5 protein-coding genes are annotated in these 15,673 nt (G+C 52.5%); all 5 read right to left on the reverse strand.

Annotation, left to right across the window (positions count from 1 at the left end; translation table 11 throughout):
* Positions 1 to 57 precede the first annotated feature (57 nt).
* Positions 58 to 9,294 carry a TANFOR domain-containing protein gene (locus tag Tanf_RS05750; protein ID WP_052449025.1) on the reverse strand — a complete coding sequence of 3,079 codons (9,237 nt, stop codon included), beginning with the start codon at positions 9,292 to 9,294 and terminating at the stop codon, positions 58 to 60.
* On the reverse strand, positions 9,278 to 10,960 hold the full coding sequence (locus Tanf_RS05760) for a TonB-dependent receptor (RefSeq protein WP_140230601.1): 1,683 nt from the start codon (positions 10,958 to 10,960) through the stop codon (positions 9,278 to 9,280). The genes Tanf_RS05750 and Tanf_RS05760 overlap by 17 nt, the downstream gene beginning before the upstream one ends.
* Positions 10,961 to 11,225: 265 nt before the next feature.
* A complete protein-coding gene (locus Tanf_RS05765; RefSeq protein ID WP_161794942.1) occupies positions 11,226 to 12,194 on the reverse strand; it encodes a leucine-rich repeat protein in 969 nt (322 codons plus the stop codon).
* Between the two features lie 192 nt (positions 12,195 to 12,386).
* Positions 12,387 to 14,183 carry a leucine-rich repeat protein gene (locus Tanf_RS13810; RefSeq protein ID WP_161794943.1) on the reverse strand — a complete coding sequence of 599 codons (1,797 nt, stop codon included), beginning with the start codon at positions 14,181 to 14,183 and terminating at the stop codon, positions 12,387 to 12,389.
* 655 nt (positions 14,184 to 14,838) lie between these two features.
* A complete protein-coding gene (locus tag Tanf_RS05780; protein ID WP_014224028.1) occupies positions 14,839 to 15,417 on the reverse strand; it encodes a hypothetical protein in 579 nt (192 codons plus the stop codon).
* Positions 15,418 to 15,673 lie beyond the last annotated feature (256 nt).

Here is a 15,673-nt window from a genome sequence, read left to right on the forward strand (position 1 = left end):
TCGGAGTGCAAGGTAGAGACGCCCTTTGGACAGGCATCTCTACACCTGATGCGACTTTCAATCGCATGCTCCACTCTTCTCCGATTTTACAGGCGTGCATGAACCGGGGCTTTGGCACCTTCCCAGCCCGACGGAGGCGTTCTCGATGCGCAGGCTGTGCAGTGGATCTTTCAAATCGATGGCAGCCGAGAATCCGGCATGCACCGCCTCACTAAAAGAAATTTTATGCGGAATGGGGGAAGGATCGATACATCCGACAAGGATGGGGATAACTCCTGCATAAATGGGCAGTTCTTGTTTCACACAGAAGGAGAAATCCAAGTCGCCGCAGACGTTCAATCGCGTCGTATAAGGCGCCCGGAACGCCATTGTGGCTTCGCCCTTCACCGTTGCTGCAAGGCGTGCGTTGATGCTGGTACACGTATGAGAGTTCAGGTATGCTTTCGCTTCGAGATAGAGCATGGCAGAAACGCCAATCTTCTCATTGCCCGGGAGGAAGCTGCCCCATACGGCGCCTTCCACGCCTGCATTAAATTTCACTCCGCCACTTACAAGTTTCAGATTGAATTCATAATCGAAAGTGGTGAGCGGAACATTCATAGCCCCCATGGCGTAGAATCCACGGAGCTTATCCCCGGTAAAGTCGCACGGCAACTCTTTCCGCTTCGAGCGCGACAGCACCTGCTCCCAAACCTGCGAGGGTACGGGCCGGTCGTAGCTGCCGAAAATCATTCCGCAGGCCACCCTACCGAACGGCGAGGCCTGGAATTCCCCACCTCCGGCAAAGTAGAACCCGTAACGGCCGACGGCCATGGCGAGATCGCCGGAGAACTTGGTGCCACCCACATTCTTCTCCTGAATATGCATGTTGCCAGTCAGCTCCTGCCGCGGATGGTCATACACAAACTTGAAGCCCACGAAGCCATCCTGCGGGACGCCCTCTTGCTGCGGATTGCGATCGGTGCCGACCATTTTGATCTGCTGCTTTTGGGGGTCGACCTCCGTATCCGTTCGCAGCTCACCGCCAAGAACGAAGTAGAGAGGCGCCGTGCCGAAGCCGCTCTTATTGCCATAGGCATCGGAGGGAACGAGCTTGAGGCGCAAGAAGTCCCAGTCGTTCTTGTCCGGCTTGATCACCATATCGGCCCTTTCGACACGAAACTCGGCATCGCCCGATCCAGGTTTGCCGCCGCCGAGACAGATAGATTGACGCAGCTGCTTTGGGTCTTTTAATTCCATCCAGATCCGGTAGTTACCCGGCGAAGTGCGCTGCTTACGAACCACGACCTGGAGCGGATCGAGCGCACCCGGCTCTTCGATTGTGCCGTGCAGCTCAGCCAAGCCTTCAGTCGTCCTTTGCAGATCTTTCCGCGACTTCAGCGATTTGAATGTCCCCACGTTGGTGAAGCTGATGTCGCTCGTCTTGATTTCGAGGTTGAGTTTGCCACTCTTCTTCGTGTACAGCAACTTGTGATTGATGTTGGTCGGGATGCGCGGTATGCCGTAGTCGATCGCCCCGTCTAAGCTGAACGCATCCTCGTACGAATTGATGGTGTAGGGCAAGAAGTCGACCACATCGTGCAGTCGCATCTTTTCACAGTCAGGGGCGAAGCTGAGAATGTCTTCCCCGCTGCTGAGGAGGCTGATCATTTGGAACACGAGCGGGTGAGCAAAGCCCGGCAAGCCCTTGATGCTGCCAGCCGGTTTGCCGACGACGCTGAGTTTCAAGTGCGGCTTCAGATCCCTTCCGCACATCGAATCGGGTCCGAACTGAATCTGGCTCGATCCGATATCGATGCTGGAGATGTTCTTGCCCAACGGTATCTTATCCAAGGCAAAGCCATCTAAACGGAACATGTCTTTGTTCAAAAGGAAGTCGTTCCCTCTCAGGTCAATTTTGCCCGTTCGCACCACGAAATCGTTCGATGAGATGCCCCCTTTCGTGGCATCCACCACGCAATTCCGCACCTCGATGGTCCACTTCTCGAACTTCACGTCGATCTTATCGAGTTTCACATCGCCCTCCACGTCGCTGGGGGTGATCTTCACTTCGGGCAGATCGAGCCGGATCGTGTCGATCTTGTTGAACGGTTTGAACAACGGATTAATAAACCACACATCGGGCTTGAGGCGAATCACGCCGTCGGTTCCGAGGCGGCTCCTGTTGATGGGCGAGGTGGCGTCAAACTCAACGAACTTGAAGGCCACCGGACGGAAGTCAGCGTTGTGGATAAGATACTCCCGGCCTTTTTCCGTTTCCGTTTTCCACGCGTTCATCTTCTCCTCGCTCACGTAGCTTTTGAACGAGGTCACTTGTCCGTTCGGCCGTCCGTCCTGCGCATCGCTGAGGTAGAACTGCTCCTTCTCGAACGTAAAGTTCGTGCTGGCGAAGGTGAACGAGGTGGGTTCAATCTGCGCCTTGGAGCGGATAAAGCCGCCCGTCAGCCCCTCTTTGGAGATGTTCAGGAAGGCATCGCCAGCGTTGGCCAGTTGCACCCGGTAGGAGTGATCCTTCCCCTTCAGGTCTACGTTCATCACCTTCATACCGATGCTGAAGCCCTCGCCCGGCACTTCAAAGTACGGGCGCCCCTTGGCGTCTTTCTCGGAGTGATTGATCCGCACCTTCAGGTCTTTAAAGGCCGGATTCTGATCCATAAGTTCTCGCTTTCCGAAGCGTCCCGGCACCTTGTCCAACTGGATGCTGCCCGAGATCCGGTAGTTATCTCCGCCGTCTTCCTTCACGTCGGTCACGGTCACTTTAAAGCCGTGCAGCGTGCTGATATTGGCTTTGTAGAAGATGTCGAGGTCGAAGTCGACAGTTGCCTTGCCGTCGATGTCAGCAAAGGAGGCCTCCGTGTCTTTACCTAACAGGTTGGCATACTCCTCTTTCTCCTCCGGCGCTCCGCAATGGATCGTGGCGTAATACTTCCCTCCGGACGGCAGTCTGCTTTCGTTCTGCGTCTTTCGGACGTTCTTCGAGCTGCTTAGCTTCTGTGCCGAACTGTTGTTGTCCGAATCGCCAATCGCCTTGATGCCGCGCAGCGTATAGCGTCCGTCGGCATCGGCCGTCACTTCTCGCTTATCGTCGCCGTTCATCACCCAGATCTTCGCCTCGGGCACCGGCTTACCGTCTGAAGTGACGCGACCGCTCACCGTAGCGCCTTTCCGCATCCAGTAGTTGTATTCAACGATATGCTTGCTCTCGTGATTCGTCAGCTCGCCCGAGGAGGCGATGTAATCCGAGTTCTCAGGCGGAATCAGTTCGTAGTGGAAGTTGCCATTGCTCGCATTCTTGAACTTGAACTCGACCACGCCCTTGTCGTTCGTCACCTGCTCTTTCACACCCGGCGCGTCGATACGCACAGTAATGCCCGAGAGGCCAGACTGCTTTCCTATGTACTTCCCATTGATCGATTGTCCACTTCTGGTCGAGGCGCTATGTTCCCCTTGCTTTTTCGGATGCACAACGATCCGGATGCGGTGCTTCCGCTCCATGACGACGACTTTACCCACGTCGTATTTCCCTTCCGGCATTTCAGGGATCAGTATCGTGTCAGTGAAATAAGCTCTGTTCACCGGCTGCACAAACAGCGTATCGGTATAGCCCGATGGCGCGGGAACGGAGAATCGGTTAGAGCCACCAAATTCCTTTCCACCGAAAGTCCGGTGTGTCCTGCTGCGCGTAGTAAACACAATCGCTTCTTGGGGGTGTCCCTCTTCATCCACCACATAGCCGGTAATCGTTCCGCTGGGCTTCATCAGGATTTGCGGGAAAAACAGCTGCTGCCCCATCTTAGGCTTCATCGGCTCAGTCGGGAACCAGAAATCTTTCTTATTACCACTGATTTCCGTCTTCCCTTTCCCTTTCTGCTCAAACAGCGCCAGCGTGTAGCCTTTCGCTATTACGGATAGCTGATATTGTGACGCCGAAACCCATCTGACTTCACTCTTAGCTATGATGTTTTTCTTTTCCTGATCCCAAACATTTTTCTTCTCCTCATAGTCATAATTAGGAATCAAGTTGTCGAATTGGAAATACCCGTGTCCTTTTGCCTCAGAAACAGATCGCGTCAACAGTAAGCCCTCGCTTGTCTCATCATAGGGCCTAATAGGCTGACCTACTCTACCTGTTCTCACATATCCTTCAACGTGTTTCTTATAGGAATATCGCAATCTCACTTCGCCATCCTCTACCGATCGCTTCGTGTTTTCAGAATCCAGCACACGGCCCGAAATAATCGGTCTTTTAGCCTCCAAGGTAATGGGACACTCACACGTCTCCTTCTTAAATCCCGTTGTAAAAAGGTAGTCTCCATAGGACGACTCATACACTCCTTCACACCCCTTTTCGATAGTAACTACTCCTGTCTCTCGGGCTTTTTCACTACGTCTCTCGACCTCTCTTCCTATATAATCTTTGGGGTAACGTATCTGGTCGGGATAGAAAGCGTGTTCACCGGTGCTGTCGCTCGTACTCACTGCGATAAGCAGTTCGTTTACTTCTTCCTCACGCATCGTGCCATCATTTCGAGGAATAAGTTGCCACCTGTGTTTGGGCACAGAGAAAACGCAGCCATCCTCTTTTGGCTCTGCAGTTTTTTCCTTGACGACTATACCCCCTGCGCCTTCGCCATTGTACATTTCGTCACGAGTCACTTTTACCACAGCACCATTAAGCTGTTGACCCGGGTAATCGATGGTTTTATCATGCGGATCGCCGATCGGCTTTATCTTCAAGAGATACGTGTTCTGTAATGCCAGGAGCGTGCCCACATCCATCGAGCTATTAGGCTGGATGTCGATGTTTTTCGACGGGTTGCGCCACCAGTGTCTCTTCGGACTGTTAATGACTAAACGCACTGTAGCTCGAAGGGTGCCGTTCAGCTTGACAGTACAGCTGACTATATCTCCACTTGTTCCGGTGCCGTCTTTATATGCTTCGGTGAATGTAGAATCGATACGGACAAAGTCTTTGAACTCGAAGTTGCCGTTGGCATCGGTACGGGCTACTGCCAATACCTTGCTCCGGTTTTCTAAAGAGTCTAACAGATATTTCCGAACGTGTTCCCCTGGAAAATATTTTGGTTTAGTAATTGTTATCGCACCGTTCCTTCCATGGTCTTTCAGCAACTCCTCGACATTCATTACCGTAGAGTGGCCTTTACCGTCTTCGAGCAGATAGGTCTGCACCAATGCCACGTCGGTATTGGCGAAGGCTCTCTCTTTGCTCTCGTTGTCGCACGGATCTTTAAAGACGAGTCGCCCTTTCACGGTGGAACGCGGCGGTGTATCGTCAATCAGCACGGCCTTGCGTTTGACAACAAACCGGGATTGGCCGGTCTTCATCTTCTCGTTCAGCTCTTTCGTATTAGGGATATAGCGGAATGCTTCTTTATTGAAGCCGTTGGCATAGAGGGTCTTTTTCTTGCCTCCTACTTCGGTCTCCTGCAAGATATTGAACAGGTACTCGTCGTTGCTTTGGAAGTTGCATATCAGCCGGTCGAACGTGATGATGGTACGTTTCTTCCCGTTCTTATCGGTTACGACCGAGACTTTTCCTCTGGCTATGGGAGCCTCCTTTTGGTCGATCTTTGCACTGAAGCCCTTATCGTTTCTCACCGCAGAGGCAGCCAGCTTCTTGTCGCTCGGTGAGCCGAGGTGCATATCGCCTTCGTAGCGCGGAATATCACCCGTTTTCTCCGTGGCTCTCTTCACGTCGCCTCGGAGGCCCGTCATATCCTGATTCCGGTGAAATCCTTGAGCTTCGGTCGCACCTTTCTTTTCGCTGTACCCTTTCGACATCTCGATTTCAAGCGTATAACTCCATACGTTGAACGAGATTTCGCCCAAGTCGATGGTTCTGTCGGAGAGATTAACCTCGGTTTTCGGAGGACGCTTACCCTCTTTATCCAGCGGTTTATAGTAGGGCGAGTTAAGCTCTAAGTTGAAGAACTCGTACAGATTGCCGAACGCAGAGAACTCTCCTGATCCTATCCTTTGATCTTCTTCAATAAGTCCACCGTCGGGATAGGCGTAGATCGTCACTTCAAACGTGCCGTCGTCATTGATTTTGACGGGTACGCTGTGGCGGTCGTCCTTCGGCGTAGGCATATTGGAGTACATCGGTGAAGGCTTCTTCGTTTTGGCATCGATCAGGCGCGTGTATCGCGTCAGCGTGGCCGTGGTGGTGGTCAGCGGAAATATTTCGGGATCGTGCTCGAAGAAATAGGAGAGCTTCCCCTTCACCGTATATTCCACAAGGTTCGGCACATCCTTGAGCTTCATATAGGTAAACTCGCACTGGCACGACGAGGCAAGCACATCGGGCTTCCCCTTCGCGTCGATGACGGTGGAGAACCCGTTGGGGGTCACTACGCCTCGCATGGCCGCGATGTGCAGCCGGTATTTCCGCCCGTCGACAAACGGCAAGCCTTTTTTGGTCTGCTCATACGAACTGTGGTTCCATACGTCTTTCTCCCATACAAGTTTTTCCGTCTTTGCCTCGCGTATTTGCAGGTGATAGATGATGCCTTCGCCGGGCTTAGGCTGCCGTTTGGCCAGCAGGCTACTCTTGTCTTCCCAGCGCAGGTAGAAGTTGCGGGCATTGTTTACCGCAATGGCATCGGCCGGTATCTCGATTCTCGCCCCTACGTCGGAGGCAAGGGATGTACTTCCGAGGTCGGCCTTCACGTCGCCATTTGCCAGCTTTCGGCCTTTCGGGTCGGAGCCGGCATTCGGGCCACTCAGCAGGTTCGGATTCAGGGTGTGGCCCTGCAATTGGTACGTCGATCCGACTTCCGGGATGTCGTTTGTCAGGTCGTCGTTGTTCCCTTTACAGTTGCGGCATCTGGGCACGAAGATTTTCAGTCCCTCTTCGCTGACGATCTCTTTCGGCTTCTTTTCTTTTGGCGGTTCCACTTTCACCAGTTTGTTTTTCTTGAAGGTGAACACTGCCGGTTCGCTATAGCCGTCGTTCTTGAACGTAGTGCCCGGGACGATCGCTGTCTGCATGCTGACGTTGTCTCCGATGGCTCGGACTACCCACGCGTACATTTTGTCTTCCTTAAACGCAGGATTGGCAGGCGTGTAGAGATACGTCGGTACGCCGCGAACCGTAGTCTCGAAGAATGCCGGATAGGAGCTGTTACGCAACATGTCGCGATAGTTAGCGTAGCGGTCGTTCAGCTCGATGATCTTGATCATGTATTGCGTTGTGGCAGGCGCGCCCGGAGGCATCGTCCACGTAAACTGCACGGTTTGTTTCTGCTCGGGGGGCAGTTCGCTGCCGTCGTAGGGCTGGATGAGCTGTGGCGGCTCAAGCGCGCTCAGCATGGGCGGAGCCACCATAAATGGCGGACTGCACGTCTGACTGAGCAGCTGATTCCGCTTTGCATCGTAGACTTTGAAGCAGAGGCGGTAGCTGCCTTCGGGCAGCCCGTCGCGCAAGACTTGCTCGCGGGTGATGCCTTGATAATTGATCGGCTCCTTGAAGATGTCGCGCAGATCGTTGTACGTTAATGTGTAGGGGGTGAAGATCGTTTGGTTGCCGGAGGGCGTTCCGTTGATCTGTACCGTGGCTGCGTGTTGTGCGCTGCCGATGGCGATTTTTCCGTCTGTGCTTTCGAGCGTGCCCTGTACGCGCAACGAGGCGTTGTTGTCGGGGTATTGCGTGATGGTGATCACGTTCCGGATCTTGCCCGGCGTCTCGAAGTAGTCAGACAGCTTGTTCGTGTAAGGCGGCATGACCATCACGGCCTGATTGACGATGGCGTCTTTCTTTCGGATTTGGAAGGGGGCACTGCAATAGGTTCCGATCACGACGGAGGATTGGGGCTTGCTCAGATTAAAGCAGAGGCGGTAATTGCCTTCGGGCAGGCCGTCGCGCTGCACCTGTTCGCGGGTGATGCCTTGATACATCATCGGCTCCCGGAACATCTCGGTGTAATTCGTGTGGGTCAGGGTGTAGGGCGAAAAGATGACGTTGTTGCCCGAGGGTGTGCCGTTGATCCGGACGGATGTCTTGGACTGCCCGCTGCCGATACGTATGCCACCGCCGACCTGCTCGAGTGTGCCCGTCACGTCGAAGAAGGCTTGATTGTCGGGGTACTGTGTGACGGTGATTATGCTCTGTATTTTGCCCGGCGACTGGAAATAGTCGGACAGTTTGTTCGTGTAAGGCGGAAGTACTTGCACCGTCTGGTTGACGATGGCGTCTTTCTTTTGAATACGGAAGGGGGCGCTGCAATAGGTGCCGATCTCTTTGCCTGTTTGTGCGTTGCGCAACCTGAAGCAGAGGCGGTAATTGCCTTCGGGCAAGCCGTCGCGCTGCACCTGTTCGCGGGTGATGCCTTGATACATCATCGGCTCCCGGAACATCTCGGTGTAATTCGTGTGGGTCAGGGTGTAGGGCGAAAAGATGACGTTGTTGCCCGAAGGCGTGCCGTTGATCCGGACGAAGGCCTTGAACTGTCCGCTGCCGATGCGCACGTTGCCGTCGACCTGCTCGAGTGTGCCCGTCACGTCGAAGAAGGCTTGACTTTCGGGGTATTGTGTGACGGTGATTATGCTCTGAATCTTGCCCGGCGACTGGAAGTAGTCGGACAGCTTATTCGTATAGGGCGGAAGTACTTGCACCGTCTGATTGACGATGGCTGCTTTCTTTTCGATCCGGAACGTGGGACTGCAATACGTACTGAGTTGTTTCACATTGTTCCAACCTCCGGGATGGACGAATAACGTCATACATATCTGATAGCTTCCGGCGGGCAATCCCTCACGCATAATCTGTTCGCGGGTAAAACCGATGTATTCCAGATTCTGTTCGTGCACGGCCTCCGCAATATCGCTCTGCGTAAGCATCGTAGTGACGGGAATCTGTGCCAACATGATATCACGGGGACGGGCAGGTTTGAAACTCCGTCTTGTCCTGACCATGTTTTCCGTCTCCATGTTGACGATCGCCACATGCACATAGAACGAAAGAGATGTGGCATGAATATCCTGTTTAACGATCATGGTTCCTCCTATTCTGCCGGGTGTCGAGAAATAATCCGACAACTTGTTGGTATAAGGAGGAGCCACCGGATTGACGGTTAAGGATATACTGTTATCCAGAAAATCCTGCTGTGCCTTCGCACTGCTCCATGCGGCGATGGCCGCAATGACTGCAATAAACAGCAGTCGGAACCGAAACGTTTTCAATAATCCGGAAGTAACGGTTTTACCTGTCCGGAATATTGCCGGGACCGGAAAACGATCCCTGCCATAGTCTTGTTTTTTAGAATGTGAACACATAACTTATATCTCCTCTGATTTCGTGATACGATGGAACGGCCGCCTCGTTGGCAAACCGGTTATTGATAAAATTAAAATTCATGGATACCGCATGCTTGGGATGAAACCGGTAAGCGGCATTAAGCGCCGAGTTAACAATCAGTCCGCTGTCGTCGTTGATCTTGTTACTCATGACGTTGTTGCTCCAGTTCAGCGACAGCTTGTCGTCGAGGAGCGTTTTCGATACATTCAGGTTCCCCCCCAGCATGGCGTTTTCAAAGTTCTTATTCGTCATCCGGGTATAATTGGCGCCGGCCGAGAGGTTGAGCCGAAGCGCCGGTAGCCCGAAGTTATACATCAGCATGGCCATATACGTATCCGTATCGGTCATGTCGGATGTTTTTTTGTTCCGGTCGTCGAGCGTCGTATAGTTCAGGTTGAGCATCACCATGTGCGAGGCCGTGGCCGTGGATTTCGTAAAACGAGGCATCAGCATGAAGGTGCGATTCACCTGGTAGATCTGCAGCGAATCGCTCCCGGCTGTCTTATAGGCGCGCTGGTTCGTGGAATAGTTATTGAATGAAGCGTCGACCGCCCAGTTTTCATTGATCGTATAGTTACCCGAGAGCGAGCCGATGACGCGATGGGCAGTGTTGGCCTTCGACCCGTCGAGGTTGTCGTTCTGGATGCCGAGCGAGCCGCGCAGGCTCAGCTTGTTGTCCATCAACCCCACCGTCTGGTTGAACGTGATGTGCTGCACATCGTTGTTGAAGAAATAGCTTCCCATCGAGTGGAACCCGGGGTCGACGCGCCGGTATTCGATGCCGGTGACGATCGACGGGGTGAATTGATAATTGAGGCTCGTTTTGAAAGCCTTGAAGTACGATGTCGTTCCGTTGACCGTGATCAGGCCGTTAGCCAGTCGGAGCCAGCCGTCGCTGATGGAGTCGAGCGCGGGGGCTATCCGGTCTTTGGTGTAGAAACTGTAAGACCCGTCGAAGGTGAACATCAGCTGCGGGGTAATGGCAAAGCGCGAAGTCAGCCCGAAAGCGATATTCTGCTCGGGCGTCGGCATGCCGGGCTTGACGACGGTGAGCGAATCGAAGTCTTTCGTGCTGTCGCCGATGCGTACAACCGAAAAGTCGACAAAGCGGTTCTCCGTTCCGTAGCCCACCTTGGCGGCCCAGCCGGTGCGGGTCATCTTGGGCATCGAGTCGGCCATGGCCAGGTCGTACGTCGAGTTCTGATTGAACTTACCGTACACCGCGCCTAACCTGAACTTGCCCGGACGCGCTTCGACAGCGGCTCCGAGGAACGTGTATCCGTTGAGCGTAAACTCCGAGAAGGAGAGGTTACGGTAGCCCAGATGCAACGTCAGCCATTTGTAGGTCGGGCTGATGCCGAACTGATTGAACGGCTGACTGAAGTTTCCCTTCTTGTCGTTGTCGTACCACGTGAACGAGAATGGCATCGAGATGCCGTAGACCGTCAGCGTAGCATTGGCATTGATCCCGTAAGCAAACGGGGCCTGCCGCTCCGGGATGCCGGAGACGGAGTAGAAAGAGGAATTTAATCCGATGCTCCCGCTGATGTCGAAAGGCTTGACATGCTTCAGGTCGGACAACTCCTGCGCCTGCAACGCACCGACCATAGGCAGGCACAGGAGCGTAGCAAACATCATTTTCATATAAGTATTTATTTTCATCGTATATTATTTAGTTAAAACATATTTCGTCATTCTAATCAGCGTTCAGCGTCATTTAATGGTTAATGGTCATTCGGCATTCGGATGCCGTGTAGGGGCGAACACACAGGTTCACCCCTACCCCCAACTTAACCAATCAATAATTAAACAAACAAACATCTCACACCCCGAAGGGCTTCACTTTTCACTATTCGTTTCTCACTCTTCACTTTTCGTTTTTCACTTTTCACTTTTCGTTTTTCACTTTTCACTTCACCATCACCTTCGTTACGTGTTCTCCAACCCACACCACATACACGCCTGACGGCAGCGGCAGAACATGATCGCCTGCGGGGAGGGCGAGCGTTTTTACCATTGCGCCGCTTATACCATATATATATACCGTCGCGGGCGAGAGGAGCGTGAGGCGCAGCGCACCGTCGGCAGCGTAGATGCGTGAAGCCTCGACCGCTTCGTTAGCCGTAGGCTCAATGACCTTGAACTTGCCCCATACGGCATGTGCTTTGTAGGCCGCCTCTGTGCCCCTCGGCACCTTCAGCGTGATGCGATCCTGAGAACCGGAGAAGGCATTTGTCGGAACGTCAATCGGCGTCTTCCAATAGACTTTTATCGTTTTCAGTTTATCACAATCCTCAATAAGATTATCGCCCATCGAGGTTACACTCGAGGGTATGTCAAGCACCTGCAGGTTGCCACAGAGGTCAAAAGCCGCACGGCCGATTTCCGTCACGCCGTGAGGGATATCGACGCTCTCCAAATGATCGCAGCCGGCAAAAGCAGCATCTCCGATCACCCGTAGTCCGTTGCCGGATACATGAACGCTCGTCATCCACGAGCATTCGCGAAAAGCTTCATTCCCGATTGTATGTACGCTGCTCGGTATCGTCACGCTCTTCAGGCCTTTGCAGCCATAAAAAGCGTAATCCCCGATTTCGGTAACGATATAAGGGATTTCCAATCCCAAGATCACCCGCCTGGTAACCGTTCGCGGGATGGAAATGTCTCCCGTGGGTTTGTTGGCGTCGGCGGTGTAGTAGGGATAGCTCGCCTTTTCGGGCACAACCTTGGCGAGGCTGATAATACCAGACGTGCCATTTTTTTTATAGTACACCCCTCCATGCTTAAAGTTATAGTCTCCTGCCTGTGCGGCGTTCGTCACTGTCATCAGCCCCATGAGGGCAATGAGCCAAATGGAAATCTGTTTAATTCGTGTCATAATCATTTATTAATTGCTATTCTTTACTACTTTTTCCTCTTTCTCTGTCATTCAGAGCGAAGCGAAGAATCTCTTTCCTTTTCCCCACGGGATTCCTCACTGCGTTCGGAATGACAAAGAGGAGGCATTCGGAATCCGTAATTCGTCATTCTACTGAACGCTGACTACTCTTCACTTTTCGTTTTTCACTTTTTACTTCACCATCACCTTCGTTACGCGTTCTCCAACCCGCACCACATACACGCCTGACGGCAGCGGCAAAACATGGTCGCCGGCGGGGAGGATGAGCGTTTTCACGAGGGAACCTTCTACATTATATATATGTACCGTCTCGGACGAGGGCAAGGCGAGGCGCAGCGTACCGGCGGCGGCGTAGATACGCAGACCGTCGATCGTTTCGTTGGCTACGGTGCGGATCACGTCGAAGAGGCACGAGGCCGAGACGCCGCTGCCGTCGTTGGCCTTGGCGGTGACCGTCGCTTTGCCTTTCTTGCGAATCGTCACTAATCCGGCTCCGTCGACCGAAGCTACCGACGCGTCGCTGCTCGTCCACGTGAGCGATTGGTCCGTAGCCGTGGCGGGAGCGACCGTAGCGATAAGCTGCACCCGTTCCAGATCGCCGTTGACGGTGATCGAGCTATAGTTAAGCGTGATACCCGTTACTTTGACGGGCGGTGCTGCGGCCTCTTTGACCGTTACGGCGCAGGTGGCCGTCTTGCCGCCGTCAGCCGTTTTGACGGTGATGGTGGCGGTACCGGGCGATACGCCCTTGACCGTTCCCGAGGCATCGACCGTAGCGATGGCGGGGGCGCTGCTTGTCCACGTTACCGCTTTGTTCGTAGCCGTGGCGGGAGCGACCGTAGCCGTCAGCGCGCCGGTCTGTCCCACTTCCAGCGTCAGCGTGGCCGGAGCGACCGTAACACCCGTGACAGCAACCGTGGCCGAAGCAAGTTTTACGTTTTCCTCATTATACCAGGCGCTGCTGCCGTCTTCGTCTTCCACTTCAACGTTGACATCGTATCCTTTATCCAAAGCTGGATTGATAATGGTTATGCTACCGCCGAGGCCCGTTATCGTATACGAGGCTTTGTCCGTAAGCGTAGCCTTCAGATCTGCCGGTTTAAATAAGAGTAAACCGCCTCCCCCTTTGCAATACACTTTGTATATCAGAGTTTTCTGTGGTGTTTCAACGTCGGTAGCCTTCTCCCAGCTGACGGTAAAGCCATTGCCGGTGATATTGCTGATGGTTAGCTTTCCGCCGTTGCCCGGCGCGGGGGGGCTGTTGATCTTAAAGCTTTTCCAGACAGGGGCCGCCTGATACTCTGCCTCTTTGCCTTTGGGAACCTTTAGTGGCACGTTGGCGGTATTGACACCCCAGAAGGTCTTGTCCGGCACGGCAAGCGGCGTATCCCATGCTACGGTTACTTGCTGAAGCGCGTTGCAAAAGGCAAAGGCATACTCTCCGATTGTGGTAACGCTGGCCGGAAGGGTGATGCTTTGCAGCACCACGCAATTGGAAAAGGCTCCCTCTCCGATTGTGGTAAGTCCGTCGGAAAAGGAGACGTTTTGCAGCACCCTGCAATTGAGAAAGGCACGCTTTCCAATTGTGGTAACGCTGGCCGGAAAGGAGATGCTTTGCAGCGCCTGGCAAGTACCAAAGGCAGAGACTTCGATTGTCTGCACACGGCTTCCGAGCGTTACGTTTTGCAGTGCATTGCAAGCGGCAAAGGCACGCTCTCCGATTGTGGTAACGTTATCCCCGATAATTACGGTTTTGATTCCGCTTTGGAAAGCTTTCCAAGGTTGATCGTTTGTAGATGCATAGTTCGGCATGGCGCCTGTTCCGGTGATGGAAAGGGTATTGGTACCGGCATTGTATTCCCATCGGAGCGGTCCGGTGTTGCCGCTGTTTTGCGCCGCAGCGCCGAGGGCCGTAATCAGCCCCATGAGGGCAATGAGCCAAATGGAAATCTGTTTAATTCGTGTCATAATCATTTATTAATTGTTATTCTTTACTACTTTTTCCCCTTTCTCTGTCATTCAGAGCGAAGCGATGAATCTTTTTCCTTCTCCAAGTGAGATTCCTCACGGTGTTCGGAATGACAAACGCGGTTATTGGTGTTCTTTGCGTTTACCCTTGCGTTCTTTGCGGTAAAGAATAAACCGCAAGGTTCGCAAAGGGGTTCGCAAGGTTTCATTCAGGCTTCCAGCCCTCCGCTGAGGGATTGCCCTGTTTCCCCAACGCTGCGCATTGGGCTGAATTAACACGCCCTTTCAGGGCTCTTACAGCAGTCAGTCTTCAGATCTGCATTCCCCCCTTGAAGGGGGGCTGGGGGGATGTTCATATCAACGTCATGACGGGCGAACACAGAGGTTCGCCCCTACGCGGCGTACCGAAATGGGAATGCGCCCAACCGCCCCCCACAACAACTCAATACCTCAACAATTCTCTTCACTTTTCACTATTCGTTTCTCACTTTTCACTTCCCTTGTCATTCAGAGCGAAGCGATGAATCTTTTCCTTCTCCTCACGAGATTCCTCACTGCGTTCGGAATGACAAAGAGGAGGCATTCATAATTCGTCATTCTAATATGCATTCAGCGAATAATCAAACAACTCAACATGTAAACGCCCTTGGGACTTTTATTTAATCAAACTCACTTTGGCTTTGTAGTCCATGACGAGCTTGAGACGCACAACGACGTTGGGCCGGATACCGGTGAGGATCACGTGCAACTTGTCATCTTTGAGCTTGTCGAGGAGTTCACCGTTGATAATGGTAAATCGTACCTTGCGCGCGGCAGTGTCTACCACGTCGGCCTTAGCGACCAGGGCCGTTCGATTATCGAAATAGAGTTTGGCCGTCCGGAACGTATTCAGATCAAACCCTTGCGGAGTAACGAGTTCGAGGGTTCCCTGCGTGATGATAAACGACTTGAGGTTCTCGAACGAAAGTCCGTTTTTTTCCAGTTCGGCGGCTACGTTCACATTCAGTATGCCGTCGTAGAGCACCTCTTCCGTCGCACCTGAGAGTAACTCCGGAACGTCTTGTCCATCGACATCGGTCTGAGAGAGCGCCGAAGGTTGTACATCGAACACTATTTCGCGGTTCTTGACGGAAATGTCTTTACCGAGCGCATTTTGAAGCGTCTCTTTGCATGATCCGGTCGCCAATATGATCCCTAACAGACAACCGAACGAAATCCATTTTGCTTTCTTCATAATCTGGTTTTTTACCTTGTTAATACATACCATCGCTGACAAAATTAAAAAAGTAAACAACACGTGTCAATCATATAAATATATGATTTTTGCATTACTAAAATTTCAAAATATATTATAAAAAATAATTTATTTTAGATTCATATAATGCTTTAAATTAATATATTGCAAAATATTTCTAAAAAAACAGGAGAAAAACAAGTGCTTTTGATCTAAACATGAAATATTTTTTCACATATAAAATCATATAAATATA

The organism is Tannerella forsythia, from assembly GCF_001006485.1.
Lineage (GTDB): Bacteria > Bacteroidota > Bacteroidia > Bacteroidales > Tannerellaceae > Tannerella > Tannerella forsythia.

Coding starts and splice junctions, on each gene's coding strand:
- Tanf_RS13810 (WP_161794943.1), bottom strand. CDS start 14,183: ATGACACGAATTAAACAGATTTCCATTTGGCTCATTGCCCTCATGGGG.
- Tanf_RS05780 (WP_014224028.1), bottom strand. CDS start 15,417: ATGAAGAAAGCAAAATGGATTTCGTTCGGTTGTCTGTTAGGGATCATA.
- Tanf_RS05750 (WP_052449025.1), bottom strand. CDS start 9,294: ATGTGTTCACATTCTAAAAAACAAGACTATGGCAGGGATCGTTTTCCG.
- Tanf_RS05765 (WP_161794942.1), bottom strand. CDS start 12,194: ATGACACGAATTAAACAGATTTCCATTTGGCTCATTGCCCTCATGGGG.
- Tanf_RS05760 (WP_140230601.1), bottom strand. CDS start 10,960: ATGAAAATGATGTTTGCTACGCTCCTGTGCCTGCCTATGGTCGGTGCG.